At 67.1% G+C, this 25,629-nt stretch carries 20 protein-coding genes; 9 read left to right on the plus strand and 11 right to left on the minus strand.

All coding sequences use genetic code 11. The features are described from left to right. Positions 1-91 precede the first annotated feature (91 nt). Positions 92-1,528, plus strand: coding sequence for a helix-turn-helix domain-containing protein (locus tag H4W30_RS08985; protein WP_318780562.1), 1,437 nt, complete (start codon positions 92-94; stop codon positions 1,526-1,528). Here H4W30_RS08985 and H4W30_RS08990 read toward each other — a convergent pair. Then, on the minus strand, positions 1,525-2,361 hold the full coding sequence (locus H4W30_RS08990; RefSeq protein ID WP_192742343.1) for an NAD(P)-dependent oxidoreductase: 837 nt from the start codon (positions 2,359-2,361) through the stop codon (positions 1,525-1,527). The two genes, H4W30_RS08985 and H4W30_RS08990, sit on opposite strands and share 4 nt — an antisense overlap. A 52-nt stretch (positions 2,362-2,413) precedes the next feature. On the opposite strand from H4W30_RS08990, the gene H4W30_RS08995 reads away from it, so the two are divergent. Next, positions 2,414-2,797, plus strand: a complete 384-nt coding sequence (locus H4W30_RS08995; RefSeq protein ID WP_192742344.1) for a MerR family transcriptional regulator — start codon at positions 2,414-2,416, stop codon at positions 2,795-2,797. A 12-nt stretch (positions 2,798-2,809) separates the two neighbouring features. Here the strand turns inward: H4W30_RS08995 and H4W30_RS09000 are convergent, their stop codons facing one another. Beyond that, a complete protein-coding gene (locus tag H4W30_RS09000; protein WP_192742345.1) occupies positions 2,810-3,799 on the minus strand; it encodes a malate dehydrogenase in 990 nt (329 codons plus the stop codon). Between the two features lie 464 nt (positions 3,800-4,263). On the opposite strand from H4W30_RS09000, the gene H4W30_RS09005 reads away from it, so the two are divergent. Continuing rightward, a complete protein-coding gene (locus H4W30_RS09005; RefSeq protein ID WP_378234884.1) occupies positions 4,264-4,845 on the plus strand; it encodes a DUF4360 domain-containing protein in 582 nt (193 codons plus the stop codon). 228 nt (positions 4,846-5,073) lie between these two features. Further along, positions 5,074-5,718, plus strand: coding sequence for a DUF4360 domain-containing protein (locus tag H4W30_RS09010; RefSeq protein ID WP_192742347.1), 645 nt, complete (start codon positions 5,074-5,076; stop codon positions 5,716-5,718). Between the two features lie 49 nt (positions 5,719-5,767). Here the strand turns inward: H4W30_RS09010 and H4W30_RS09015 are convergent, their stop codons facing one another. The 4 genes from H4W30_RS09015 to H4W30_RS09030 are packed head-to-tail and all read right to left on the minus strand — an operon-like array spanning position 5,768 to position 12,683. Next, positions 5,768-7,864, minus strand: coding sequence for an FUSC family protein (locus H4W30_RS09015; protein WP_192742348.1), 2,097 nt, complete (start codon positions 7,862-7,864; stop codon positions 5,768-5,770). Continuing rightward, a complete protein-coding gene (locus H4W30_RS09020) occupies positions 7,861-10,941 on the minus strand; it encodes a GH92 family glycosyl hydrolase (protein ID WP_192742349.1) in 3,081 nt (1,026 codons plus the stop codon). Before H4W30_RS09020 ends, H4W30_RS09015 begins: the two co-directional genes overlap by 4 nt. A 55-nt stretch (positions 10,942-10,996) precedes the next feature. After that, positions 10,997-11,755, minus strand: a complete 759-nt coding sequence (locus tag H4W30_RS09025; protein ID WP_192742350.1) for an SDR family oxidoreductase — start codon at positions 11,753-11,755, stop codon at positions 10,997-10,999. Positions 11,756-11,768: 13 nt separating this feature from the next. Beyond that, positions 11,769-12,683, minus strand: a complete 915-nt coding sequence (locus H4W30_RS09030) for an RNA polymerase sigma-70 factor (protein ID WP_192742351.1) — start codon at positions 12,681-12,683, stop codon at positions 11,769-11,771. Positions 12,684-12,837: 154 nt separating this feature from the next. On the opposite strand from H4W30_RS09030, the gene H4W30_RS09035 reads away from it, so the two are divergent. Then, complete coding sequence (locus tag H4W30_RS09035) at positions 12,838-15,618, plus strand: M36 family metallopeptidase (protein ID WP_192742352.1); 2,781 nt, start codon at positions 12,838-12,840, stop codon at positions 15,616-15,618. Positions 15,619-15,740: 122 nt separating this feature from the next. Continuing rightward, the gene (locus H4W30_RS09040; RefSeq protein WP_318780563.1) at positions 15,741-17,255 is read left to right on the plus strand and encodes a recombinase family protein; all 1,515 of its coding nucleotides are present in this window, start codon (positions 15,741-15,743) and stop codon (positions 17,253-17,255) included. 141 nt (positions 17,256-17,396) lie between these two features. On the opposite strand, the gene H4W30_RS09045 is transcribed toward H4W30_RS09040, so the two are convergent. The 4 genes from H4W30_RS09045 to H4W30_RS09060 form a co-directional block, all read right to left on the minus strand. Further along, the gene (locus H4W30_RS09045; RefSeq protein ID WP_192742354.1) at positions 17,397-18,080 is read right to left on the minus strand and encodes a hypothetical protein; all 684 of its coding nucleotides are present in this window, start codon (positions 18,078-18,080) and stop codon (positions 17,397-17,399) included. Continuing rightward, positions 18,077-18,937 (minus strand): replication-relaxation family protein, encoded by an 861-nt coding sequence (locus H4W30_RS09050; protein WP_192742355.1) that lies wholly within the window; start codon positions 18,935-18,937, stop codon positions 18,077-18,079. Before H4W30_RS09050 ends, H4W30_RS09045 begins: the two co-directional genes overlap by 4 nt. A gap of 151 nt (positions 18,938-19,088) precedes the next feature. Then, on the minus strand, positions 19,089-20,522 hold the full coding sequence (locus H4W30_RS09055) for a type IV secretory system conjugative DNA transfer family protein (RefSeq protein WP_192742356.1): 1,434 nt from the start codon (positions 20,520-20,522) through the stop codon (positions 19,089-19,091). Continuing rightward, positions 20,512-21,819, minus strand: coding sequence for a hypothetical protein (locus H4W30_RS09060; RefSeq protein ID WP_192742357.1), 1,308 nt, complete (start codon positions 21,817-21,819; stop codon positions 20,512-20,514). The genes H4W30_RS09055 and H4W30_RS09060 overlap by 11 nt, the downstream gene beginning before the upstream one ends. Positions 21,820-22,462: 643 nt before the next feature. Between H4W30_RS09060 and H4W30_RS09065 the strand changes: the two genes are divergently transcribed. Next, positions 22,463-23,332, plus strand: a complete 870-nt coding sequence (locus tag H4W30_RS09065; RefSeq protein ID WP_192742358.1) for a 1-aminocyclopropane-1-carboxylate deaminase/D-cysteine desulfhydrase — start codon at positions 22,463-22,465, stop codon at positions 23,330-23,332. An 11-nt stretch (positions 23,333-23,343) separates the two neighbouring features. Here the strand turns inward: H4W30_RS09065 and H4W30_RS09070 are convergent, their stop codons facing one another. After that, positions 23,344-24,363 (minus strand): hypothetical protein, encoded by a 1,020-nt coding sequence (locus H4W30_RS09070; protein ID WP_192742359.1) that lies wholly within the window; start codon positions 24,361-24,363, stop codon positions 23,344-23,346. Positions 24,364-24,635: 272 nt separating this feature from the next. On the opposite strand from H4W30_RS09070, the gene H4W30_RS09075 reads away from it, so the two are divergent. Both H4W30_RS09075 and H4W30_RS09080 read left to right on the plus strand, forming a co-directional pair. Continuing rightward, positions 24,636-24,791, plus strand: a complete 156-nt coding sequence (locus tag H4W30_RS09075) for a hypothetical protein (protein WP_192742360.1) — start codon at positions 24,636-24,638, stop codon at positions 24,789-24,791. 529 nt (positions 24,792-25,320) lie between these two features. Then, positions 25,321-25,629, plus strand: a 309-nt coding sequence (locus tag H4W30_RS09080) for a helix-turn-helix domain-containing protein (RefSeq protein WP_192742361.1), incomplete at its 3' end; no start/stop codon positions are given.

The raw sequence follows: 25,629 nt of genomic DNA on the forward strand, positions 1-25,629 counted from the left end.
AGTTTGAGACATCGGCGGGCCTGTGTGCCGGTGGTCGCGGACGTACGCTGGGCGGAGGTCCGAACGCAGTGTGGCGTCCCGGGAGGTCGATGTGGAGAGCGCGAACGCGGTGATCGCGCCGCGGTTGCGGGCGTCCTGGCAGCGCAGCGCCCGGTACGGTGCGCCCGAGGACGAGGTGCGGCCGGTGTTCACCGGATCGCTGGACACCGGTTCGCTGCTGTACGAGTGCGGTAACGAGGTGTTGCGCGGCTTGCAGGCCACGCTGGCGAACGAGCCGGTCAGTTTGATGATCACCGACAGTGAAGGCCTGGTGCTGAGCAGGCTGTGCACGGACGCGTCGATCGTGCGGTCGTTGGATCGGGTCCATCTGGCGCCGGGGTTCTATTTCGCGGAGAGCAACGCGGGGACCAATGGGCTGGGTTTGGCGCTGGCCGATCGTGCGCCGACGCTGGTGCGGGCCGCGGAGCATTACTGCACGGGTTTGCGGGGGTACACGTGCGCGGCGGTGCCGGTGCTGGATCCGCTGACCGGCGCGTTGGCGGGGAGTGTGAATCTGACGACGTGGTCGGATCAGTCGTCGGAGTTGCTGCTGGCGCTGGCGCAGGCGGCGGCCGGGAACACGGCGGCGTTGATGCTGGCACGGGCGTCGGGGCGGACTCCGCGGCCGGCGCCGCGTGGTGAGGTTTTCCGGGTGCGGCCGGATCGGTTCGATCCGGCCGACGTGCCGAGTCTGTCGCCGGGCTGGTCGGACGCGCTCGGCGAGGTGGGTTCGGCGTTGAGCCGTGGGCGGGTGGTCGCTGTCGTCGGTGAGGCCGGGGCGGGGAAGACGGCGCTGGCGTCGGCCGCGCGGCGGGCGACGCGCCCGAGGGATCGGGTGCTCAACGCGCGTCCGCCCGCGCCGGACGACGTCGACACGTGGCTGACGTTGTGGACGCCGGAGCTGGTGAAGGACGGGACGTGCGTGATCGTCTCGGGGGTGGACACGCTTCCGGCGTGGGCGGCCGCGGAGCTGGCCGGCTTGTTCGCCGATGCTCGGCGGGAGGGGGAGCCGCCGCCGTTCGTGCTGACGGCGGAGGACGCCGGCGCGATTCCGGAGGCGCTCGCGCCGCTGGTGGAGGTGGTGGTCGAGGTTCCGGCGTTGCGGTTCCGGCCGGACGACATCGTGCCGCTGGCTCGTCATTTCGCCCGCCGCGACCGGGGGCGCGAGGTCGCGTTCACCCCGGCAGCGGTGCGGGCGCTGACCGCTTGTGACTGGCCGGAGAACGCCAAGCAGCTGCGCCGGGTGGTGCGGGAGGCGGCGTCGCGGTCGGATGTGATCGACAGCCGTCATCTGCCGGCGGAGGTGTTCTCCGGGGTGGGGCATCGGTTGGGCCGGTTGCAGGCGATGGAGCGGGACGAGATCGTGCGCTGTCTCGCCGAGCCGGGGGCCACCGTGGTCGGTGCGGCGGAGAAGCTCGGGATGGGCCGGGCGACGTTGTACCGGAAGATGGGCCAGTACGGGATCAAGGCGCGGCAGTTCCGGTCTTAGAGTGCGGCGAGCCTGGCGAAGCCGTCGGAGCCGTGGCCGGCGTCGATCGCCTGCCCGACATGGGCTCGCGCCGCGCTGAGGACGCCGTTGTCGAGGCCTTGCGCTCGGATCGCGTCGAGGATGTGGTCCATCGTCGCGGCGGTGGATTCGAGGGTGCCGGCGTCGCCGGAGTAGTTCTCGGTGGCGACCTGCTCGGCGAGCAGGTCGATCATGTCGGGGAAGAAGCCGAGCAATGCCTTGGCGTGCGCGGCGATGTCGGTGGCGGCGATGTTCTCGGCCTTGGCGAGCGCGAGCATGTGGATCACCCCGCTCATGGAGGTCCAGAGCATGTCCTGCAGGGCCGCGTCGAACGCGGCGGCCTGGCCGGGGGAGTCGCCGACGTACTGTGCGTTCTCGCCGAGTGCGGCCAGGGTGGGCCGGTGTGTTTCGTAGACGTCGGCGGGGCCGCTGAAGAACAGGGCAGCGTTCGGGCCGCCGATCGCGTCGGTCGTGGCCATGATCACCCCGTCGAGGTAGTCGATGCCGTGGTCGGCGGCCCAGGTCGCCATCGCGCGGGCCTGCCGTGGTGATCCGCCGCTGAGGTTGACGAGGGTGCGGCCTTTGAGCGCGCCGGTGTCGAGGATCGACTGTGCCACGGCGTAGTCGCGTACGCAGACGATCACGAGCGGGCTCGCCTCGATCGCCTCGGCAGCGGTGGCGGCGACGGTGGCGTCGAGGCCGTTTTCCTTGCCAGGAGTGCGATTCCACACGGTGGTGGGGTGGTCGACGGCGGCGAAAGCGGTGGCGAGGGCGTGGCCCATGGGGCCGAGTCCGAGGACGGTCACGGTGGTCATGGCGGCTAAGCTAAACCTTGACATTGACGTGAGAGTCAAGTCGGGAGTGTGGATGCGGATCGGGGAACTCGCGCGGCGGACCGGCGTCAGCGAACGCGCGCTGCGGTACTACGAGGAGCAGGGTCTGCTCACTCCGGAGCGGCGTCCGAGCGGCTACCGCGTCTACGGGGACGCTGACGTGGCCGCGGTCCGGCGGATCAGGATCCTGCTCGCGGCCGGGCTGAACACCGCGCAGATCCTCGAGATCCTGCCCTGCATCGTGGACGAGGACGGCTGGCTGACGCCGGACTGCCCGGAATTGGTCGAGGCGCTGCGGCAGCAGCGGAGCCGGATCGACGACGCGATCGGTGAGCTGGAGACCACCCGCGCGAACCTCGACACGATCATCGGCAGCGAAAAGGCGGCCGCGTCCCGGGGGACACGGCCGCCTTCGTGAAGCGGATCAGGCTCAGATGAGGCCGAGCTTCTTCACCGCGTCGCGCTCTTCGGCCAGCTCGTTGACCGAAGCGTCGATGCGGGCACGCGAGAAGTCGTCGATCTCCAGGCCCTGGACGATCTTGTACTCGCCGTTCGCGGCGGTGACCGGGAACGAGGAGATCAGGCCCTCCGGGACACCGTAGGAACCGTCGGACACGACCGCCGCCGAGGTCCAGTCACCCTCGGGGGTGCCGTTGACCCAGGTGTGGACGTGGTCGATCGCCGCGGAGGCGGCCGACGCCGCGGAGGACAGGCCGCGGGCCTCGATGATCGCCGCGCCGCGCTTGGCGACGGTCGGGATGAAGTCGTCGGCCAGCCACTGCTGGTCGGTGACGACCTCGGTCGCGGGCTTGCCGGACACCTCGGCGTGCGCGATCGACGGGTACTGGGTCGCGGAGTGGTTGCCCCAGATCGCGACCTTCTTCAGCTCGGTCACCGGAACGCCGAGCTTCTTCGACAGCTGCGCGAGGGCGCGGTTGTGGTCGAGGCGGGTCATCGCGGTGAAGCGCTCGGCCGGGACGTCGGGCGCGTGCGCCTGCGCGATGAGGGCGTTGGTGTTGGCCGGGTTGCCGACCACGAGGACCTTGATGTCGCTCGCCGCGCCGGCGTTGATGGCCTCACCCTGCGGCTTGAAGATGCCACCGTTGGCCTCGAGCAGGTCGCCGCGCTCCATGCCCTTCGCGCGGGGACGGGCGCCGACCAGCAGGGCGACGTTCGCGCCCTCGAAGGCCTGCTTCGCGTCATCGAAGATGTCGATACCCGACAGCAGCGGGAACGCGCCGTCTTCGAGTTCCATCGCGGTGCCCTCAGCCGCCTTGACCGCCTGCGGGATCTCCAGGAGCCGCAGCTTCACCGGGGTGTCCGGGCCGAGCAGCTGGCCGGACGCGATGCGGAAGAGCAGCGCGTAGCCGATCTGGCCGGCCGCACCGGTGACGGTGACGTTGACAGGGGCTTGGGTCATTGCGGTTCTCCAGCTTGAGGCGACATCGACTTGTACCGAGATGCTAGTCCTGTCCGGAGTCGCCGTTCGGGTGCGTCCAGTCACTGTTTTCTTGATCGATGCGGTCCGCGCCCGCGGCACACCACCGGGTGACCTGGCTCACGCCGGGAAGGCCGTGTCTCGCCGGAATCGTCAACCGCGAATCCGCGAAAGCCTTTTCCATATCGTGCGAAGTGAATGGTGTTTTCCCGGGTCCGCGGCCTTCCTATTGGATCCGGAAAACGGTTACAGACCATAACTCAATTTCATGAACCGATTGCCGGGATGTTTGCGTCCGATCGGCGGGCGGTATCGTGAAGATCGTTTCGCTAACATGAGTCCGCCCAGTTCCCCGCCCCCGTGTGAAAGTCTCCGGGAAGGACACCATGCTCAATGCAATGGTCGCCGCCGTATCCCTTTTCTCGTCGATAATAACGCCGAACGGCATGTCTCCGCCGCCGGGACCGCCGCCCGACCGCGTCGTCATCGACGTCGTCACCGTCAACGGTTCCGGATGCCCGCCGGGTTCGTCCGCGGTCGCCGTCGCCAAGGACAACACCGCGTTCACCGTCACCTACAGCGAATACACCGCCCAGGTCGGCGTCGGCGCGAAACCCACCGACTTCAGGAAGAACTGCCAGCTCAACCTCAACATCCACGTACCGCAGGGATTCACCTACGGTATCGCCAGTGCCGACTACCGCGGTTTCGCCTCTCTCGAATCCGGCGCCAAGGCGCTGCAGCGGGCGAATTACTACTTCCAGGGGAATTCGCCGACCGCACACGTCAGCCATCCCGTCAACGGGCCGATTTCGGACAACTGGCAATTCCGTGACGAGGCCGAAGGCGGCGTCATCATCTACAAGCCGTGCGGCGAGGACCGGAACCTCAACGTGAACACGGAACTGAGGGTCGGCGCCGGTTCGTCGGATCCGAAGAAGACCACCAGTTCCATCACGATGGATTCGACCGACGGCGCGTTCAAGACCACCTACCACTTCTCGTGGAAGACCTGCCCGACCTCCTGACAGCCGCTCCCGGGTGACGGCCTGCTTCCCGGTTCGGAAGAAGGCCGTCCCACCCATGCCCGGTCAGGGTCTTGGCCGCCCTGGAAGAGGGCTTCAGCGCTCGTCACCGCCCGCCCGGCGGCGACGAGCCTTCTCGACGACCTAGTTTTCGGCGGTCACCCCTGTCCGGTGACCGAATCCGTTTCGTCAGATCGTCTCGCTGAGATCGAATCCTTTGGGAAGGATCCCATGCTCAACGCGCTGGTTGCTGCCGTAATGCTTTCCTCTTCGGTCGTCACTCCGAACGCCTGGGTGCCGCCTCCGTTGCCGTCGGACAAAATAGTCATCGACGTCGTGACCGTCAACGGAACCGGATGCAAACCGGGTACGGCGGCCGTTTCCGTCTCACCGGACAACACCGCGTTCACCGTCACCTACAGCGAATACACCGCCCAGGTCGGCGTCGGCGCGAAACCGACCGATCTGCGCAAGAACTGCCAGCTCAACCTGTATGTGCACGTGCCGCAAGGATTCACCTACGGCATCGCGGGCACGGACTACCGAGGCTTCGCCTCCCTGGCCGCCGGGGCCACTGGACTGGAACGGGCCAACTACTACTTCCAGGGCAATTCACCGACGTCCTATGTGACCCACAGCCTCAAAGGCCCGTTCGAGGACAACTGGCAGTTCACCGACGATATCGAAGTCGGCGCCATCGTCTACAAACCCTGCGGCGAGGACCGGAACTTCAACATCAACACCGAACTGCGGGCCGCGGTCGGCACTTCCGATCCGAAGAAGACCACCAGCTTCGTCACGATGGATTCGACCGACGGTTCCATCAAGACCACGTACCACTTCTCGTGGAAGAACTGCCCCAAACCGAAGAACTGATCCCTGACGGCTCGTGAGTGGTAAGGACGGTTCTAACCGTCCTTACCACTCACGAGGCTTTCGGCTTACCGGAGGGCTCCGGATCCGTGGCCTCGACTCCGAACGCGCGGCCCAGCGCGATCACCGTCTCGTCGAGGTGCCCGAGGCTGGTGAGCACCGAGCGCGCCCGCGGATCGTCGATCCGGTCTGCCACCGGCGTACCGTCGTCCCGGATCAGCGTCCCGTGCCCCGAACCGCCGGGATCCCCGATCGCCTTCCTCAGTACCGCGATGTTCTCCCGGATCCGCCCGGTGTACAGCAGCAGCCGGTCCGCCTCGTTGAGCAGCAGCCCGGCCTGCGACCGCGCCGCGACGTGTCGGGCGCGGAAGGCGATCGTCTCCACCGTGGTGAGCACGTGCCAGCCGTAGTCACGACGGCTGCTGAGATTCACCGGATGGGTGAGCGGCTCGATCGTCGTACGGACCTTGTCCACCGCCCGGTCCAGGTCACGCGACTTCTCGATGACACTCACGTTCTCCGCGCCGGACAGCAGGCCCGCGGCCTTCTCGACGAACTCGTCCAGCTCCTCCAGCAGCGCCGAGACGTCGTCCAGCATCACCGCCCGCGTGCGCACCGGCACGATCACCACCGCCGCCAGCACCCCGGCCGCCGCGCCCACCGCGGTCTCCGCGACCCGGATCCAGAGCACCTCGATGCTGAACGTCCCCAGCAGGCTGTAGAGCAGCCCGAGCATGCTGGTGATGAAGAACGCCATGATCACCTGGGACACGCGCGCCATGTAGACCATGCCGAACACGCACACCAGGATCAGCGCCAGTGTCGCCGGCACACTTCCCGACACCAGCAGCGTCAGCACCAGCCCGCCCACGATGCCGATCAGCGTGCCGCCGAGCCGCCGGACACCCTTGACGAACGTCGCTCCCGCGGTCGACGAGCCGATGAACACCACGAACACGGTCAGCACCGCCCAGTACCACCGCTGGCTCGACACCAGCTCCCCGCCGAGCACGGCCAGCCCGCCGCCCACCACGGCCTGGATGGCGCTGCGCGTCTGGTTGTCGTAGGCGAACGCCGACGACTTCTCCTCGTCGGGGTCTTCGGGATCGTCGACGGCATCGGAGACGTCGTGCTCGGCCACCCGCTGCGCCCGCACGTCGGCCAGCGCCAGCTCGGCGAGCGCGCGACGGACCCCGTCGCCGGGCGCGGCGTGCTCGTCGATCCGGCTGCCTTCCACCAGCATCTTGCTGAACTCTTCGGTCTCGCTGATCAGCGGCAGCTCGCGCGGGTCGCGCTCGATCAGCGACCGGAACCGCCGCATTCGCGCGATCAGGTCGTCGCGGACGTCCTCGTCGAGGTCTTCGGCGCAGGTGCGCTGCACCGTGATCGTCAGCCACTGCACCGCCAGCTCGACCTCGATCGCCCGGCGGCGGAGCCGGTTCACCGAGTCCGCCCCGATCACCTCCGGAGCGGTGTCCTCGATGAGCAGCACGGACTCGTGCATCCGGGCGTTCGTCCTGCGGAGCCGTTTGCGGGTGCGCTCGCTGCCGCCCACCGCCAGGTGATCCTCGGCCGCGCGCACCACCGCGGCGAGCCGGGCCCGGAACGCCCGCCGGATCCGCAGGAACTCCGCGTCGGTATGCCGGCGCAGCAGGACGAACCGGACCACCGCGTTGGCCGCGATCCCGATGGTCAGCGCCAGCAACAGCGCCGGGACCTGCTTCAAATGCGTCTGCAGGAACATCGCGAAGAAGAAGAGGAAGAACGACAGCGAACCCAGCGCGATCCCGCGTGAGCCGAACCGCTGGGCGTAGACCGCGACGAAGATCAGCAGGACGAACACGACGCTGTCCAGCGGCGGCACCGCCGAGCCGACGCTCGCCGCCGTGAGCGACGCCGCACCGAGGACGAGCCCCAGCACCAGCGTCACCGCCTGCTGCCCCGGGGTCTCGTCGTTGACGGTGAACGCCGAGGTCATCGCCGCGATCGCGGCGACCAGGATCACCGTGAGCGGCTGGTGGAACGGCAGGATCGCCAGTACCGCGACGATGATGCTGAGCACGGCCGAGAAACCGAGCCGGAGCCTGACCAGACCGGGATCGGAGGCGACCAGGCGGTCGGTCGTGGCCTGGGTGATGCGGGAGATCATCGGGCGAGCAGCTCTCCTTGGGCGAGGGTGACCCGCCGGGCGGTGGACGAGGTGACGCGAAGACGGTATCTGGCGTGCCGCGCCGGCCCGGCGAGGGCGAACGGCCGCGTCTGACGGCGCCACCGGAACTTCTCGCCCTCACGCTGGTCCAGCAGCGTCCAGTGCTCGCCGTCGTCGGATCCCTCCAGCACCCACGAACGCGGGTCACCCCGGCGGCTGCCCGAGGTCAGCGTGTACATCACCACGTCCCGCGACCCGTCCTCGACGGGGAACTCGATGACGGGTTCGCGTTCGGGGAAGGTCACCTCGGTCCTGGTGGTGTCGTCGAACAGGGGACCGTCGGGCACCGTGATGTCCATGAGCGGTCGCGGGGCGGCGGGCTCGACGGGGGAGCGGCCCCACTCCGACGGCTGCTCGCCCATCGTGAACTTCAGCACGGCGCCGTCGGCGATGGCGGCATGGGGGAGCGTGCCGCTGTCGTGCGGGCGTCCGTCGATCGTGAGCCCCTGGACGTACACGGTGTCGCCGGTGTTGCCGGGTGCCTCGACGACCAGGTCCTTCCCGTTCTCCAGATGGACGGTCGCCTTCGTGAACAGCGGCGCGCCGATCACGTACTGGGGGCCGCCCATCGCCAGCGGATAGAACCCGAGCGCGGCGAAGACGTACCAAGCGGACATCTCGCCGTTGTCCTCGTCGCCCGGATAGCCCTGGCCGAGGTCGCTCCCGACGTAAAGCCGCCGCAGGACTTCCCGCACGATCCGCTGCGTCTTGGCAGGCGCGCCCGCGTAGTGGTAGATCCACGGGATGTGGTGGGACGGCTGGTTGGAATGTCCGTACTGTCCCATCCGGACGTCGCGGGCCTCGGTCATCTCGTGGATCAGCCCACCGTAGGAACCCGGTTTGCGGCCGGTCTCCGGTGTCGCGAAGAAAGCGTCCAGTTTGGACTCCAGCGCTTCGGTGCCGCCGTGCAGCGCGGCGAGGCCGGCGCCGTCGTGGGGCACGGAGAACGCGGTGTTCCAGGAGTTCGTCTCGGTGAAGTCGCCGCCCCACGCCTCGGGGTCGTAGCCCTCGGCGGCGAAATGGCGGCTGCCGTCACGGTTGCGGCCCTGGAAGAACCCGATCAGCGGATCGAAGTGGTTCGCGTACTGCCGCGAACGCTGCCGGAAGTACGCGGCGTCGTCGTGGCGCCCGAGCGCTTCGGCGAAATTGGCCAGCCCGAAGTCGTTGACGCAGCCCTCCAGTGCCCACGACAGCCCTTCGTGGACCGACGTCGGCGTGAAGCCGAGGAAGATCGACTCGTGCAGGCCCTTGCGGCCGACGCTCTGCCCGCGCGGCGTCACCGTCGCGTTCTTCAGCGCCGCTTCGTAGGCGGCCTCGACGTCGAAGCCGCGCACGCCTTTGAGGTACGCGTCGGCGAACGCCACGTCGGAACTGGTGCCGGTCATGAGGTTGGCGTAGCCGGGGGAGGACCAGCGCGAGATCCAGCCGCCTTCGCGGTACTGCTGGACGAACCCGTCGATCATCTTCCCGCAGCGGGCGGGCGTGAGCAGGGCGTACGCGGGCCACGTGGTGCGATAGGTGTCCCAGAAGCCGTTGTTGACGTACATCTCGCCGTCGACGACCTTCGCGCCGGTACTGGTGCGCGTGCTGGGCCAGAGGCGGCGGACGACCGGGCTCGCGTGACGCACACCCTTCGGGGTGACCTCGTGCGCGGAGTTCGGATACAGGAACAGCCGGTAGAGGTTCGAGTAGAACGTGGTGCGCTGGTCCTCGGTCGCGCCCTCGATCTCCACTCGGTCCAGCAGCTCAGCCCACTGCGCGCGGGCTTGGTCACGGACCTGCTCGAAGGTCGTGCCCGCCGGGATCTCCTGGTCGAGGTTCCGCTTGGCCTGCGCGAGGCTGATCAGCGACGTCGCGATCCGCATCGTCACCTCGCCCGTGGCGAACTCCAGGAAACCGGTCACCGTGCGCCACACCGGGCGCCGGATCCTTCCACCGCGCTCGGCCGGGACGTCGAACTCGGCGTGCACGAACATCCGCCGCGCGCCGGCCGACAGCCGGCTGCGCACCCAGGTGTGGCCGGTGACCACGCCGTTCGCCGCGTCGAGCCGCAATCCGCCCCGGTTGCGGGCGTTGTCGAACAACAGCCACCCGCGATCACCCGGGAAGGTGAAGCGGAACAGCGCCGCGTGATCCGCCGGGGCGATGTCGGTGGTGACGCCATTGGCGAACCGGACACCGTAGTGATGCGGCCGGTCGATCTCGTCGTCATGGGAGAACGCGAGCGCGCGTTCGGCCCGATCGGCCTCGACCGGGCCGATCCCCGGCATGACCTGGAAGGTGTGCCGGTCGCCCATCCACGGACTCGGCTGATGCGACAGCGCGAACGCCTGCAACGCCGGCCGGTTCGCGGCGTCGTTGTGCCGGTGGTAGCTGTAGATCCAGTTCGTGGCACCCGCGTCGGTGACCGGGGTCCAGAAGTTGAAGCCGTGCGGGACCGCGGTCGCGGGGAAGTTGTTGCCGCGCGAGAACTTGTCGCTGGAATGCGTGCCGCGGGTGGTGCGGACGTGGTCGACCGGCTCGCGGATCCCGCCCGCGCGTTCGGTGATCCGGACGTCGTCCACCCAGCCCGCGCCCTCGCCGTCCGGCGGCTCGCTGACCAGGACGATCCGGGCGATCCGCCGTCCGGCGAACCCGCCCAGGCCGCGGCGCACGAGGTTCCACTGGTCCACGTACAGCGTCTTGTCCAGGCCTTGCTCCGTGGCGCTGAACCCGGCCGACGTCCCGTCGGCGAACTCGACGTCCAGCGCCACGAAGGTGCCGCGGTAGTCGGGCACGTCGGAGTCGGACTCGGGGAAGACCACATAGGACAGTTCGGTGCACCCGGTGACCTCGACGTCCACTTCGAACACGGTCGCGCGCAGCGTGTTCTCGTAGCGGAGGGCGTGCGCGCCGGTGAACCCGACACCGGTCTTCGCGGTCGGCGACGACGCCGGGCCGGTGCCGACGCGCAGGGCCGGATCCACCGGCTGCGGATCACCCGTTTCGAAGGAGGAGAAGAACCCGGTGATCGTCACCAGGCCACCGTAACTCGGACGCGTGAGCACGGCTCGGTGTGCCGCATCGAGAGGACTAAACGCGTGAGGAAAGGAACTCCTCGAAGGTGCCCGCACCGGTCGCGTTCTCCGGCGTCAGGTTGCCGCCCGCCCGGAACGCCCGGGCCGCCTTGCCCGGCAGCCACAGCGACACGATCGGCTTCCGGCGCCCGGCCGACCGCTGATACGCCTCCGCCAGGTCGCGGGCGCTCCGCACCTCGGGGCCGCCCATGTCCGGCACCCGCCCCGACGGCGGACCCGACACCAGCGCGACCAGCCTGTCCGCGACGTCACCGGTGCTGACCGGCTGGAACCGGAACCCCGACGGCACGATCGTCACCGGCAGCCGCCGCTGCGCCGACGACATCCGCGCGACGAGCTCGTGGAACTGGGTCGCGCGCAGCACCGTCCACGGCAGACCGGACTCCTCGATCACCTTCTCGCAGGCCAGCTTCTCGTCGTAGTAGAAGAACCGGATCACGTCGATGCCGACGATCGAGATGTACACCAGATGCGGACCGCCCGCCCGCTTCGCCGCCTCGACCAGGTTCCGCGTCACCTGCTCGTCCCCGCGGCCCAGCGTCGACGCGCAGTGGACGATCGCCGAGACACCGGTGACCGCCTCGACCAGGCCGTCACCGGTCTTCAGATCACACCGCGCCCATTCGTTCGGCTCATCGGCGGGACGTGACCGCCTGCTCATGATCCGGACCGGCCTTCCTCCGGCCACCAGCCGCCGCACCACCTCGCGGCCGAGATCGCCGGTACCGCCGGTCACCAGAATCGGGTTCGTCACCTTGGTCCTCCGTTCACGAGAGCTTCCACCCTCCAGAACCGGCGGGCCACCCGGAACGTGACAGCTGTCCGGAAAGGAACGCGAGCTTCTCCGGATTCGCGACCGCGCGGAGCCCGCGGATCCGCCCGCCCACGACCTCGAACCCAAGGATGCCGAACAGGACGTCACCGGCCCTCGCGACCACCGCGGGTTCGCCGTTGACCTCGAGGATCCCGATCGACACCTGCCCGGCACCGGCGAACATCCCGGCGTACAGCCGCGCGACCTTCGCCGCGCCGTGCACCGGACGCCGGGCCGCGGTGGCCTTTCCGCCGCCGTCCGACCACGCCGTGACGTCGGCGGTCAGCAGACTCTCCAAAGCGGGCAGATCCCCGTCCCGTGCCGCCGACAGGAAGCTCTCGACCAGCTTTTCAAGCTGTCGCGGGTTCGAAACCCGTCGCTCAGGCGATCGGTCCAGCGCCTTTCGCGCACGGCGGTGCAGCTGGCGCGAGTTGACCTCGGAGACGTCGAGGATCGCGCCGATCTCGCGATGGCTGTAGGCGAAGGCCTCCTTCAGCACGAACACCGCGCGCTCCACCGGGCTGAGCTGCTCCAGCAACACCATCATCGCCAGCGACACCGAATCCCGCTGCTCCGCCGTCTCCAGCGGGCCGAGCACGTCGTCCGAAGTCAGGACCGGTTCGGGCAGCCATGGCCCGACATACCGCTCCCGCTGTGCCCTGGCCGAAGTCAGCCGATTCAGGCAGAGATTGGTGACCACCTTCGCCAGCCACGCCCGCGGCGACGTGATCGACTCCCGTTCGGCGCCCGCCCACTTCGGGTAGGCGTCCTGAACGACGTCTTCCGCCTCCGCGGCCGATCCGAGCAGGCGGTACGCGAGCCCGAACATGACGGGCCGCAGCCGCTCGAATTCCGTCGCGCCGTCCATTTTCCCCTACGAATCCCGCTCAATCCACTGTGGACACCCCGTTCGGTGAGGGTACCGCTCACCGGGATCGCCGTACCTGATCGGCGCTGATGCCACCCGTGACCGTATCGGTACGAATGGAACGTCTGCGTCACCACCGAGAGAGGGGTCTGGAGTGACGTCACGTTCGTCGCGTTCGCGTGCCTCGTTGTGCGCCGCGACCGCCATCACAGTGTTAGCGCTGGTCACAGCGCCCGAAGTCGGCGCGGCACCGGGCGCGGTGCACACCACGCCGGACAGATCCGGGAAGGACGTCGATGTCCGCGACACGGCGAGAACCAGCCCGCGCGTCCTCGCCGCGCGGGACCGGCTCACGGCGTCCCGTGCGACGTCCGTCACGAAGGCACGGGCGGAACTGGGACACCAGGCACTGCTCGACTTCGACGAGCTGACCGGCACACCCCGCGTCCTGGCCCGCACTGACGGCTTCCTCACCGGGCCGAGCGGCGCGTCACCCCGCGACATCGTGCTGAACTACCTGCGGGAGAAGGAAGGACTCGTCGGTCTCAGCGCCGGCGACACCGCGAAACTGAACCTGCGCAAGGACTACGTCGACGTCGAAGGCACGCACCATCTCTCCTTCACCCAGTCTGTCGGCGGCGTTCCCGTGTTCGGCAACGGGTTGAAGGCGCACGTCACCAAGGACGGCAGGCTGATCCAGCTGGACGGCGCGCCCGTGCGCGATCTTCCCGCCTCGCTGGGCGCGAGCACATTGGCCGCCCCGGCCCCGGACTCCAAGCAGGTCGCGTTCCTGACCGGCGACGGGCTGCGCCCCGCCTGGTACACGCTGACCAAACCCGCCGTGGACAAGATGTTCCAGGAGGTGACCGACGCCGGCACCGGCAAGCTGCTCTACCGCAAGAACCTGGTGAACCACGCCAACGACGACACTGCCGGTGCCAAAGGACTCGCCTGGGAAGCCCAGCCAGGCCCGCAGAAGCAGGTGGACCTGAGCCAGAGGGGCTGGCTGCCCGCCGACGCCAAGACCTTGGACGGCAACGTCGCGCACGTCGCCGCCGACGTCAACGGCGACCTGAAATTCCAGCCGCAGGAAGAGATCGGCCGGAACACCGACGGCACCTTCCGGTACAGGTTCACCGACTTCACCGCCGTCGTCGGCCCGCCGTGCTCGGCAGCGAGGCCGTGCTCCTGGGACCCGAAAACCCCGGGCTCCTGGGCGAAGAACCGGGAACAGAACGCCGTGCAGGCACTCGCCTACGTCGGGAGCTTCCACGACCACCTCGCGTCCTTCCCGATCGGCTTCACCAGGCAGGCGGGCAACTTCGAGAAGGTCGACGGCGACGCCGTCCAGGTCCACACCCTGCTCGGCGCGCAGGAACCGGGCTACTACGACAACGCGTTCATGGGCACCCCGCCCGACGGGCAGCCGCCGACGATGGGGATGTTCCTGTTCCACGACCCTAGGAATCCCGACGACCCGTTCCTCGCCGCGAATTCCGCCGACGACGCCACGATCATCCACCACGAGTACACCCACGGCCTGTCCAACCGGCTCGTCGTCGACGCGCAGGGCAACTCCACGCTCAACTCCTTCCAGTCCGGCGCGATGGGCGAAGCGTGGAGCGACTGGTACGCCTTCGACTACCTCGTCGGGCGGAACGCGGTCAAGGACACCTTGGCACCCGGTGAACTGCTCGGGGGCGATTACGTCAGCAACGGCGTCCCCCTCGCCCGCACCCAGCCGCTGGACTGCCCGGTCGGCGCCGGTGCGCCCCAGTGCCCCGGCACGCCGGGGGCCGGGCCCGGTGGCTACACCTACGGCGACCTCGGCCGGATCATCGGCTTCCCGGAGGTCCACGCCGACGGCGAGATCTGGGCGAGCACGCTGTGGGACATCCGTTCGGCGCTCGGTGTGCAGTTGACGCGGGCGCTGGTCACCCGCGCGATGGAGCTTTCGCCCGCGTCGCCGTCCTTCCTGGACATGCGGAACTCGATCCTGCAGGCCGACACGGTGATCAACGGCGGCCGTGCGCACGCGAAACTGTGGAAGGCCTTCGCGGCACGCGGCATGGGCTACTTCGCCGGTTCGATCACCGGCGCCGACACCGCACCGGCCGAGGACTTCTCCACGCCGCCGCCCGCGGGAACGCCGACCGGCACCGTGACCGGCAAGGTCACCGACCGCGAAGGCGGGGCGCCGATCGCCGGTGTCGCCGTCCGGTTCAGCGGGCACGACTCCGGGTTCGCCGGATCGCTGTCCGCGGTCACCGACGCGGCCGGCGTCTACACCATCCCCGGCGTGCTCCCCGGCACCTATCCGAAGGTCTACGCGCACGGGGGCGGCGCGGACGGCGAGATCCGCGCGGTCTCGGTGCGGTCGGGGACCACCAGGGTCGACTGGTCGCTGCGGTTCAACTGGGCCTCCAGCGGCGCCGGGGCCGGCGTCACCGCCTTCAACGGCGAGGACTTCACCCAGTACGGCTGCGGTCCCGGCGATCTGCTGGCCTCGTCGGTGCTCGGCGGGGGCGGCTGGTCGACCGACAAGGTCGTCCGCCCCGACGGCACGGTCGAGTCGCGGTTCGTCACGATCAAACTCGGCAAACCGGTCGACGTCAGCGCCATCGAGATCGACCCGGCCAACGTCTGCGGCGACGACCCGCCCGCCGCGGCCAAGGACGTCACCGTCGAAACCTCGGTTGACGGCACGACCTGGGTGAAGGCGGGCACCGGTGACTTCAAGCCCGCCGATCTGAACAAGCTCACCGCGCTCCGGCTCGCGCCGGGCAGCGCGACCGGTGTGCGGTTCGTGCGGCTGACCGTTTCGTCCAACCAGCTGTCGTTCTATCCGGACAGGACCTGTTCGCCGCAGCCCACGACGGCCGGGTGCCTGTACCTGGACGTGCAGAAACTGGCGGTGCGGGGCGCTTCCGCCTGACCTGCCGCGATCGGCCTCGTGAGTGGTAAGGACGGTTCTAGCTGAACCTGTCTTATGTACCTACTGTGGATCACATGGGATTCAGTCATCAGGTTAGTGCAGGTCAGGGCGGGCGTCAGCCGGTGTTGGACTCGTATGCGCGCCTGTCGCGGAATCAGGCTGGGAAGCTGGAGAAGTGCGAGACCCAGCACGCCGACAACCGGGATGTGATCGACCGGTTGGGCGGCGTGCTGGGTGAGGAGATCTCGGACCCGAAGCTGTCTGCCTGGAACCCGAAGGTGCATCGTCCGGGCTGGGAACGGATCATGAAACGGGTCGCGGCGCGGGCGTCGGATGGGGTGGTGTTGTGGAACACCGACAGGGGTTGGCGGCAGTCGCAGGATCTTGAGGACCTGTTCAAGCTGATCGAGGGCACGGGCTATGACTCGTACACGGTGGCGTCCTCACACGGCCGCTACGACCTCACCGACTACAACGACCGGTACCAGCTACGGCAGGAGGTCGCGCACAATCAGCGCAACTCCGATGAGGCGTCTCAGCGGATCTCACGGCGGTTCGAGGTGCTGCGCAAGCGCGGTATCCCGCATCACCAGGGGCGCCGGTTCGGGTTCCCCGGTCTGGACCGGACGGTGCCGCGTGAACAGTGGCTTGACGAGGACGGGAAGGACACCCGTAAGCCGGTTCCGGCGGAGTTGGTGGAACGCGAACGCAGGGCGTTGAGGGACGCCACGGATGCGGTGTTGGCGGGGGTGTTCCAATCCACGATCGCGGATGAGTGGAACGCGGCGGGACTGCTCACGATCACGGGTAAGAGGTGGCTGCCGCGCCAGGTCGGGGAGGTACTGCTCAGGCCGATCAATGCTGGTCTGATCGAGCATGACGGCGTGGTGGTGGGCACGATGCCGGGTGAGCCGATCGTGAAACCGGAGACGTTCACCAAGCTGCGCGCGTTGTGTGCGGGGCGGACGCAGGGCCAGCATCCGAGCGGGGTCTACGTGGGGTCGGGGATCTTGCGCTGCCCGTTATGTGGGCGAGGTGTGAGCGGGCGCCCGCATTCGGGGAACTACCCAGATGGTGAGCGGCGACGGCAGTACGGGTGCTCGAAGAGTTCGGGCGGGTGCGGCAAGGTCGGCGCCGATATGCGGCGGGTGGATCGTGAATTGCGCGGGCTGGTGATTTCGCGGTTGTCGGACGCCAAGCACGCGGCGGCGATCCGGGCCGCGCGTGCGCGTGTCTCGGAACGGTTGGCCGAGATCCACATGGAACTCGGTGAGTGTGAGCGCTTGTTGAAGTCGATCGCGGCGAAACTCGGCGCGGGGAAGATGACCGAGGACGCCTATGACGCGGCCAATGAACCGCTGATGGCCACACGCGCGCGGTTGGAAGCGGAGCGGGACGAACTGACCGGCGGGAACCCGGACGGTCCTACCGAGGCGATGAGCCGTGAGGACGCGGCGGCGCAGTGGGACGCGGCCGAGTTCGATGAACGCCGCGCGATGCTTACCGACGCACTCAGCGGCGACACCCTCTATCTGGACCCTGCCGCCAAGAACGGGAAACGGCAGTTCGACCCGAAGCGGGTGCGAATCGACCCGCGCAAGCCCAAGCGCCGTACGCGCGGCCAGCACGCGGCCTGATAGAGCAACGACCCGAGGCCACACCACCCCGGAAACGGGGCGGGTGTGTCCTCGGGTCGTCGGTGTGTCAGGCCGCGCGGCGGCCTTCGTCGTTCCTCTCAGTGTTGGCGGCGCGGCGGCGTTTGTCGATGCGGTTCAGGATCACCGCGAGTGAGGTGATCCGTTCTTCGGTGAGCGGCGGGAGGTCGGCGACTTTCGCGGCCCACCGGTCAACCGCTTCGGCGTCGAGCCGGGCCTGTTCTTCGGCGTAGGTTTCCCTCCTGCGGGTGGCTTGCTGGGTGGTCTTGAGGTGGCGGTGCGGGCGTGATTGCCGGGTGGGCATGGCGGCGGTGTCCTCTCGGCGCGTGGTGCGGGAATCGGAGGTGTGGGGTCGACTGGCGGCTCCTTTCCTACGACGGGCAACGGTGCGGGAGGTACGGGTATCGACGTGGCGGCGTCGAGGTCGAACACGGCGCGTTGCCCGGCGTCGCGGCCGAGTTCCAGCGCGGCGTGCAGTGTGGCGACGACGGCGGACACGTCGAGGTACACCCGCCGTGTGCCGGGGTCGCACCATCCGCCGAACACCCGCCCCGGCAGCGCGAGGACGTGCCGGGTGCGGATGAGGTAGTCGGCGAGATCTTCGGCGGTGACATGGCCGTCGCAGATGTGTTCGTACTCGGGGTGCACGGCGACGGCGTAGCCGGTGCGGGCGGCGTCACCGGTCGCGGGATCGACGGTGAACCCGCCGTCCGGCACGGTCAGCGCGTCGGCAATCGCGGCCAGCCGCGCCGCCGACAACCCGCCTGTGCTGGTCGTGCTCTCGTGGTTGTGGGTGTGCTGGTTCATGCCGCCTCCCGGCGCGGTGTGTGACGGCGTGCGGACGTGGCGCGCCGGGGTGCGAGCTGGGTCAAGGTCCGGCGTTGCTGGTGTCCTGCGGGCAGCCATACCGCGTCCGTCGCGACCGCCGTATCGCCGGTTGCGGTGGTGGCCACGGTGACCGGTGGCCCGGTCGGCCAGCGGCGCGCCCACGCGTCGTGAAGGTTGCGTTCGCGCGCAATGCTGGGAAGTCCGAACAGGACAGGACGACGGATTCCGGAACGGGCGAGTTCGGCGTATTTGGTGATCTTGTCGGTGAGGGTGTCGAGGGTTTCGGTTCCGGTGTCGTGTTCGTAGAAGAACCCGATGGTTCCGTGCGGGTCGCTGTATTCGCCGTAGCCGTCCGGGCGGACGATGCCGCCGCACGCGTCAGCGGTGACGGCTTCGGGCGTCCACTTCCGCAAGGCGCATCCGGGGCGGGTGCGGGCGTGTCCGGCGAGGACAGTGAAGAACTCGTTCACGCCGAGCAGGTGTTCGGTGTGTGGCGAGTGCGCCAGCCGGAGAACCTTCTCCGTGACCGCCGACGGTTTCGGTAGCGGCGCGTCGGTCGCGGCAGCGTGCACCGCCGCGCCGACGTGCCCGAGGGTGTAGCGCCACGACTGGGAGCCGGGCCAGACTTCGCGCCGGAACCGCGCGAGCACGCCACGGTGATACAGCGCGGCCAGCCGGTGACGGGCGTGGTGCGGCGAGCCGAACAGCAATCGGGTGATCTGAAGTGCGGTCAGCACACGGTGCCGATCGAGGTAGCCGATCAGGTACAGATCCCGGTCGGTGAGCCCGCGTGAGCGGGCCAGCGCCTCACCGGTACTGGCGGGCTGTAGTTGCACCCTTGGGGGTTGGGGGTTGGTGTTCCTAGGAAGTAGGGGCGCGGGCATGGGTCCTCCACAGTGGACGTGCGCAGGGGTTTAAGGCGCCTCGGGCGGCAACTCGGCAGGCAACTCATAAGAGGCCCACCGAATTGCCCACCGAGTTGCCTGCTCAGTTGCTGTCGCCGAAAGCGTTGTCGTGATCGCTGTTCCAGTGCTGCCGCAGGGCTTGCGCCGCGCCGCTGGCGGCGGGCGTGGTGTCGAGCCTGCGAGCCGAAGCGCTGCCGTCCCGCAGCCGGTGTGACAGCCCGGTCCGAGCCCGCGCCGCACGCCGCACCAGCTCGCCACGGCCGGGCGGGGCGGGCGGCATCGGGAGCGTGTCCAACGTGCACGCCGGGGTGTCCCGGCCACCCGCCACGGCGCGGGCCACGATCTGGAACGCGGGGCGCCGCCGCAGGCCGTGTTCGTCGATATCGGGGGCGACGTGCCGCACCAGGCGGCGGGCGTCGTCCGGCGACACGGTGAAGTACACCTTGGTGCGGGCGTTGGCGTCGATCCCTTCCCGCACATCCGGCAGTAACTGTGCTTGGTGCTGGTGTGCCAGCACCAGTGACACCCGGTATCCCCGTGCCTCAGCCAAGGCGTCTTCCACGCCGATCGGGAGGTGCAGGAAGTTGTGACACTCGTCCACCACGACCGTCGCGTCCGGCCGCCGCTCGGGCGACCGGACGGCACGGCGGGTGATCTCCTGCCACAGTCCGGCGATCAGCAGCGACCCCACCAACCGCGACGCGTCCTCACCGATGTTCCCTTTCGGCAGACGGGCTATCAGGATGCCGCCGTCGAGCACATCGGCCAGCGTGAAACTCGACCGTGCAGCGCCGAGCAGGGTTCGGGCGAACCGTCGCGTCAGCACCCCGCGAAGCCGTGACACGACGGGCGCGCACAACTGGGCACGCTGTGCCGGGGTGGCCTCATCGAACGCCGTCCAGAACCCTTCCAGCCCGTCCGGTTCGCCGACCTCCGCCAGCACCGCGCGCCGGAACGGCGCGTGATGCAGCAGCGGCGGGATATCGGCCAGCGTCGAACCCTCACGCCGGATCAGCGTCAGGCACGCGGCGCGCATCAGGTCATCCATGCGCGGTCCCCACGACGCGGCGTAGAGACGTCGGAACACCGACACCACCCCGTCCGCGACCAGTTCCCGTTGCGTGGGGTCGGTGGCGTCGAGGACGTTGAACGCGGCGGGGGCGTCGCGTTCGTCCGGGTCGAGGATCACCAGCCGATCCCCGCAGTCGGCGGGCAGCCGGTCGATCACGTTCGAGGCGAGGTCGCCTTGCGGATCGAGCAGCACCACACCGCGTCCGGCTTCGGCTTCACCGAGGACGTGATGGGCGAGCCAGGTGGACTTGCCCACCCCGGTCACGCCTTGCACGTGAAGGTGATGCCGGGCGTCGGCAACGCTCACGCCGACCAGTTCTGACACCCCGGTGGTGGTCGCACCGAGCAGCTTCGGTGACTGGCGGCGCGGGTCGTCCCATCGCGACACGATGAGCCCGCGCCGACCGTTCCCGCCGTCACTGTGGAGGGTGGTGTCAGGCCGCATTGCGACCACCGCCGAACCCGTCGAACCCGCGCCGTCCGGGGCGGCGGTAGCGGTCACCGTCGAGCCGAGGCAAGGCACGGTCGGCCTTCCGCAACGGCGCCTCCGGGTGGGGCAAGCCATGGCTACCGGGCTGGTGCGGCAGGTGCCACACCGACGCCAGCTCACGCACGCTCGCGACGAAACCGCGCCCGTGCGCGTACCGCGCCACCTTGCCCGCCGGACGCCACACCCGAAGCCGCGCGGTGTCGTGTTCATCAGTCGCCAACGCCGCCAACACGGCGGCCAGCCCACCGGACGCGCGCCGCATCGTGCGCGGGTTGCCCTCGCCTGCGACGACCAACCGGACCGTCGTCCGCAGATGCGGCCCGGCCTTCTGCTTGGCCTCCCGCGCCCGCCGACGCGCCACGGTCACCGGGTCATCCTCACGCCGCGCGGACGACCGCGTGTCACGTCGAGAATCGTGCGACGAAGCCGACGACAACATGAGTTCCACCGCGCCGACCACGCCGCGCGGGACCGCGAGCAGAGCGGCGCCGATCAGGTTGGTCAGACCCCGCCGGCGACCCGTCCCGCGGCCACGCCGGCGACTTCCGCGGGATGGGGAAATCACGACCTGAACCGACGCGAAACGACCCGCCACCGCGTGGTCGGAAATCCCCTCCAGCACGGCGCGCAACGGTTCGTCCTCGACTGCCACCACACCGCGTTCAGGGCGATGCAGGTGATCGACCAACGGTGCCCACGGCCCCTCACTCGGCACCAGTTCCGTCGCACCGAGCACGCCCGCAGGCAACCGGGGTGCCACGGTCGGGACCAGCCCGCAACCGGGCCACGCGTGCTCCACCGCACGTGCCACCGACCGCGCCGGGCCACCACCCGGAACCCACATCCCCGCGCGAACCCGGCCATCCGGATCATCGGCCCACAACACCATCGCGACCCGCGCTCGTGCCGACACCCCGGCCAGCGTCGAAGCCATCAGCCGCCACAACGGCACCGCCCCGTCAGCGGGCAGACGATGCGGCGGAGTGATCTCGTAAAACCGCGCTCCCGCCATCTCCCGCTCACGGCGCAACCGCACCACCTGGGCAAGTACCGCACCCGCCACCAACGCCAGCACGGCGCCCACCACGAGCAGCGGCCACCAGACCGTGATCCACGCCCACAGGGTGTAGGACACCCACGCCATGAACGCGTTGAACTCGCCGGAGGGATCACACACCAACCGCGCCAATGGCGACCCCGTACACGGGTCCGCCAGCGCAAACGCGTCCCACTGCTGTTCTGTCTTGAACATGCTGCATCAACTCCTCTTAGGGCATCGCGTTGCAGCCATGCAGAATGCGGCGCAGCACGATGCAACCCCGCCCGTATCGACGCCGAACCAGCGCACGACAGTGCGCGGGTACAGCAAGCCGACAACAGCGGGATAGCTGTTTCGCTTGGCACAAAAGGGGATCAGCCGACCACGGCAGAAGATGACCGGAACACACGCACATCAGACGTGGACATCGGTCAGCAGAACGCCGTTCGGCGGGACATGTTCAGCAGCGTGGAGGGAACCATCCGGCAACGGGAACCCCGATATATGCGCGGGTACCGCCGTGCACGTGGACAAGATCGGACGCTGCGCGCCACTGGGATCTCTACTCCGGAGCTATTCCGGCCGATCAACCAAAGTGACGCCCGGTCGCGCTAGCCCGGTCACCCTGCTACGCTCCTTCCAGTCCTCTCGCGGGCAACTCGCCGACGCAACCTAGGACCCTCCAGTATTCCCATGATCAAATCTGATGCGCAATAGATCATTCGAGTGATCATGACGATGATTCTTGTCACTGTGCGTTACGGCCGTCGCTGGGGCGTGCAACCGGCTCACGGGTCGGATCGTCAGGTCATCTGCACCGTGGCATGACGGCAAGAGTCCCATAGCATGTGTCTTTATGACCGGCTTGAACTTGCGGCTACCGTCGCCCCTTATCGAGGTCCACGACGGCCGTTTGGACGCCAAAGGCGTTCGCCTTCACCTCAAGCGCGATGACCTTATTCATGCGGAGTTTCCAGGCAACAAATGGCGCAAGTTGAAATACAATCTGGATAGGGCAACGAAGGATGGCCACTCTAAACTTTTGACCTTCGGCGGCGCCTACTCGAATCATGTTCGAGCGGTGGCGGCGGCGGGCAAACACTTTGGATTTAGTACCGTTGGTGTCATAAGGGGCGAGGAACACAATCCGCTCAATTCCTCGCTAGAGTACGCCGTCGATTGCGGAATGGCGCTGACGTACATGGACCGCGAGACCTATAGGCACAAAGATGAATCGGATGTAATTGGGCGCCTGAATGCCGAGTTTGGGCGATTCTATCTAATACCAGAAGGCGGGAGTAACGCTCTCGCTCTACCTGGTTGTGCGGAGTTGATTGAAGAAATTGCGGTCGATTTCGACGTTATTTGCTGTGCATGTGGCACGGGCGGCACTCTAGCTGGCATCGCTAGCGCATTGCGCAGAGATCAGCAAGCCATAGGGTTTGCGGTACTTAAAGGCGCAGGATTCCTGGTAGACAACGTTCGCGAACTTCAAGAGCAGGCATTCGGGTACAGTAGCGACGGCTGGTCAATCGAGCTGGGATACCACTTTGGTGGGTACGCCAAAGTGGATCAGACATTAGGGCTTTTCATTGCCGACTTCGAGTCGCGTCTTGGTCTTAAATTAGACTGGGTTTACGAGGCGAAGATGATGTACGGATTGATGGATCTAATCGACCGCAACCACTTCAAAGCCGGAGCGTCGATAGTGGCCCTGATATCCTAGTTGCCATAAAGCTACTTTCTGTTGCGATATTCCCGCTGAGCGTTCTTCCCAATAGAAGAGCTTTCCAGGCTGAGCGACCACTGACCGCTATTGATGACAAACTCCCGGCCGAACCCAAGCCACATGCCGTTCATGCGTTGCGCACTCGGGTCGACAAATAGTTGCAAGGTGCCGTGATAAGTTGCTCCTTTGTAGTAGCCATGCGGTGATGTAGTTTCTCGCCAACTTCCGGTTGCCACGGAGTCGTCAACTACAAGTTCAATTCGAAGACTAGAACCAGTGGAATGCGGAAGACTCTGGCCTACTAGCTTGTTTCCCTGCTGGCGGATAACAATAAAGTGTTCGCCCACGAAATCCTTGCCACGACCACTGCTGGGATATGTATACCGGCTACGCCAAATTCCCGTCATTCCTTCCCTTTGCGAAGATAATTCCAGCGAAGAATCGGCCGGTTTTACGTCGTCCGCCAGGGCGGGCGAAGCGGCGGCAAGGGATAGACCGGCGCTCAGCTTCAGTAATAATGCCCGCCGATTAGATGATTCGCCGAGCGTGTTAGACCATTCAGCAGCAAGGCGCGCCAATTCATTCACGTCGGTCAGCTCCAAGGTTGATATTAGCTCTCCGAGGTCTTGCGCTTCATCGTTGTCGAGCGATGGAACATCTTTCTTTGGAATCCTTGGAATGCGAACTAGTCCATTTGCATTGCTTTTGTAAGCTGAGTCATTTGAGCGGAAGTTTGCACAATCGCCGAGCAGGTCGGATATACTGCATTCATAAAGTTCCGCGAGGCGCCCTAGAACATCAAGGGATGGCGCATGACCGGTTGAGCCAGGCCACAGCTCCCAGTATGAAAAATTCTTGAAAGTCTTTGGGTCTGCTGGCCAGCGGGCGTTCCATTGATCGGCCGCATCGCGTTGACTCCAATCGTGAACCATGCGCATCGCAGCCCTAAGGTTAACGCCATAGCGGCTACAAAATATGGCGGCGATTTCGACCCACGTTTTGTGGTCGGCACGTTGAGCGGCGACCACTTCTCGCTGCTCTTGTCGCAGACTTCGCAGAGCTGATGGCATTACGGCTGTCTCCTCTCGCCTGTGAACATGGACCGTAGTACCACGTCCACCCTTGCAAGACGTACCGGTTGAACAGGGACATAGTGTCCCACAAGATCACGGTACTACGGGGTGTCTTGTCGCGCTGACCTGCTGTTTCGTAGACGCAAGTACGGCTCGACCGATAACTCTTTAGGAGGGCGGACAGGATGACTCAGGCGAGTTCTGCGACCGACGGGCCGCTGTGCTTCATGTTCGACAATCGAGGCCATCGGGTAGGTGGCGAGATAGACATCGCGAACCGCAAGCACGCCACGACGATCGCGGACATGACCCCCGAGGATTGGGCGGACGCTGCTCGGATGCTTCGCGAGTGGGAAGCGGGACGGCGCCGTGAGCAGTGCTGAAGCACTCGGGGGTCAGGCGGCAACCCACGAGCCTCCGGGCGACCGTTTTGAGGTCGCAGTGGACGGCCTGACGTGGTCACAGTGCCTCCCGCGTTACCGGCGGGCATTACCAGGACTGATGCTGTCGGATGGCCTGACGCAAGTTACTTTCACGGCGGGAGCGCGGCGACATGAAGCGCAAGCAGCCAGAGAATTCGCGATCAGCTTGGCCTTAAATGCACTTGCATTCGCGCACGAATGCAACAAGAGGCTGACTCTTTGCACTAATGATTGGCCTGAAGATGACAAAGATTTCTAATCGTGCCTTGCACGTACATTCTCGGGCCATGCGCGACACGCGTTCGAAGTGTATTCGCTGGATAGCTGGCCAATGTTCAGTCGGCTGCCGCTGCTTCCCGGCCTTGGCAGCGATCGACAGTGACAAGCACAAGACTGCCGAGGTCAGGCCATGACTCTGGACGGTAGATCATCCCTCTCGACCTCTCGTCGGTAACCCACAAATAGAAACAGAACAGGACAGAATATGAGGGTGTGCGACGTGGTGGCCGGTGTGGACGATGCGAACGACGATGCGGAAGCCATGCACGAAGTGATCCGGGTTCAGTCTCAACTTGGCCGGATTCGCAAGTCTCGGGGCTGGTCCCTGCTTGACGTGGGAAACAAGCTGAACGTGCATCCGTCAACTGTCTGGCGGTGGGAGAACAGCCCGGCCTACGCAAGCAACATCACTGAACTTCAAATGTACGCGCGAGTACTCGGCTACACGTTCCGAGTCCTTGTCATCGCCAACGGCGACGACAAGCCAAGTGAATCACTTCAACCCCTGCGACCCGGCAAC

The sequence above is a fragment of the Amycolatopsis roodepoortensis genome, from assembly GCF_014873915.1.
Taxonomy (GTDB): domain Bacteria; phylum Actinomycetota; class Actinomycetes; order Mycobacteriales; family Pseudonocardiaceae; genus Amycolatopsis; species Amycolatopsis roodepoortensis.

Excerpts from the sequence above, each read along its gene's own strand:
- H4W30_RS08990 (WP_192742343.1), bottom strand. The coding sequence starts at position 2,361 with ATGACCACCGTGACCGTCCTCGGACTCGGCCCCATGGGCCACGCCCTC.
- H4W30_RS08995 (WP_192742344.1), top strand. The coding sequence starts at position 2,414 with ATGCGGATCGGGGAACTCGCGCGGCGGACCGGCGTCAGCGAACGCGCG.
- H4W30_RS09000 (WP_192742345.1), bottom strand. The coding sequence starts at position 3,799 with ATGACCCAAGCCCCTGTCAACGTCACCGTCACCGGTGCGGCCGGCCAG.
- H4W30_RS09005 (WP_378234884.1), top strand. The coding sequence starts at position 4,264 with ATGTCTCCGCCGCCGGGACCGCCGCCCGACCGCGTCGTCATCGACGTC.
- H4W30_RS09010 (WP_192742347.1), top strand. The coding sequence starts at position 5,074 with ATGCTCAACGCGCTGGTTGCTGCCGTAATGCTTTCCTCTTCGGTCGTC.
- H4W30_RS09015 (WP_192742348.1), bottom strand. The coding sequence starts at position 7,864 with ATGATCTCCCGCATCACCCAGGCCACGACCGACCGCCTGGTCGCCTCC.
- H4W30_RS09030 (WP_192742351.1), bottom strand. The coding sequence starts at position 12,683 with ATGGACGGCGCGACGGAATTCGAGCGGCTGCGGCCCGTCATGTTCGGG.
- H4W30_RS09045 (WP_192742354.1), bottom strand. The coding sequence starts at position 18,080 with ATGAACCAGCACACCCACAACCACGAGAGCACGACCAGCACAGGCGGG.
- H4W30_RS09055 (WP_192742356.1), bottom strand. The coding sequence starts at position 20,522 with ATGCGGCCTGACACCACCCTCCACAGTGACGGCGGGAACGGTCGGCGC.
- H4W30_RS09060 (WP_192742357.1), bottom strand. The coding sequence starts at position 21,819 with ATGTTCAAGACAGAACAGCAGTGGGACGCGTTTGCGCTGGCGGACCCG.
- H4W30_RS09065 (WP_192742358.1), top strand. The coding sequence starts at position 22,463 with ATGACCGGCTTGAACTTGCGGCTACCGTCGCCCCTTATCGAGGTCCAC.
- H4W30_RS09075 (WP_192742360.1), top strand. The coding sequence starts at position 24,636 with ATGTTCGACAATCGAGGCCATCGGGTAGGTGGCGAGATAGACATCGCG.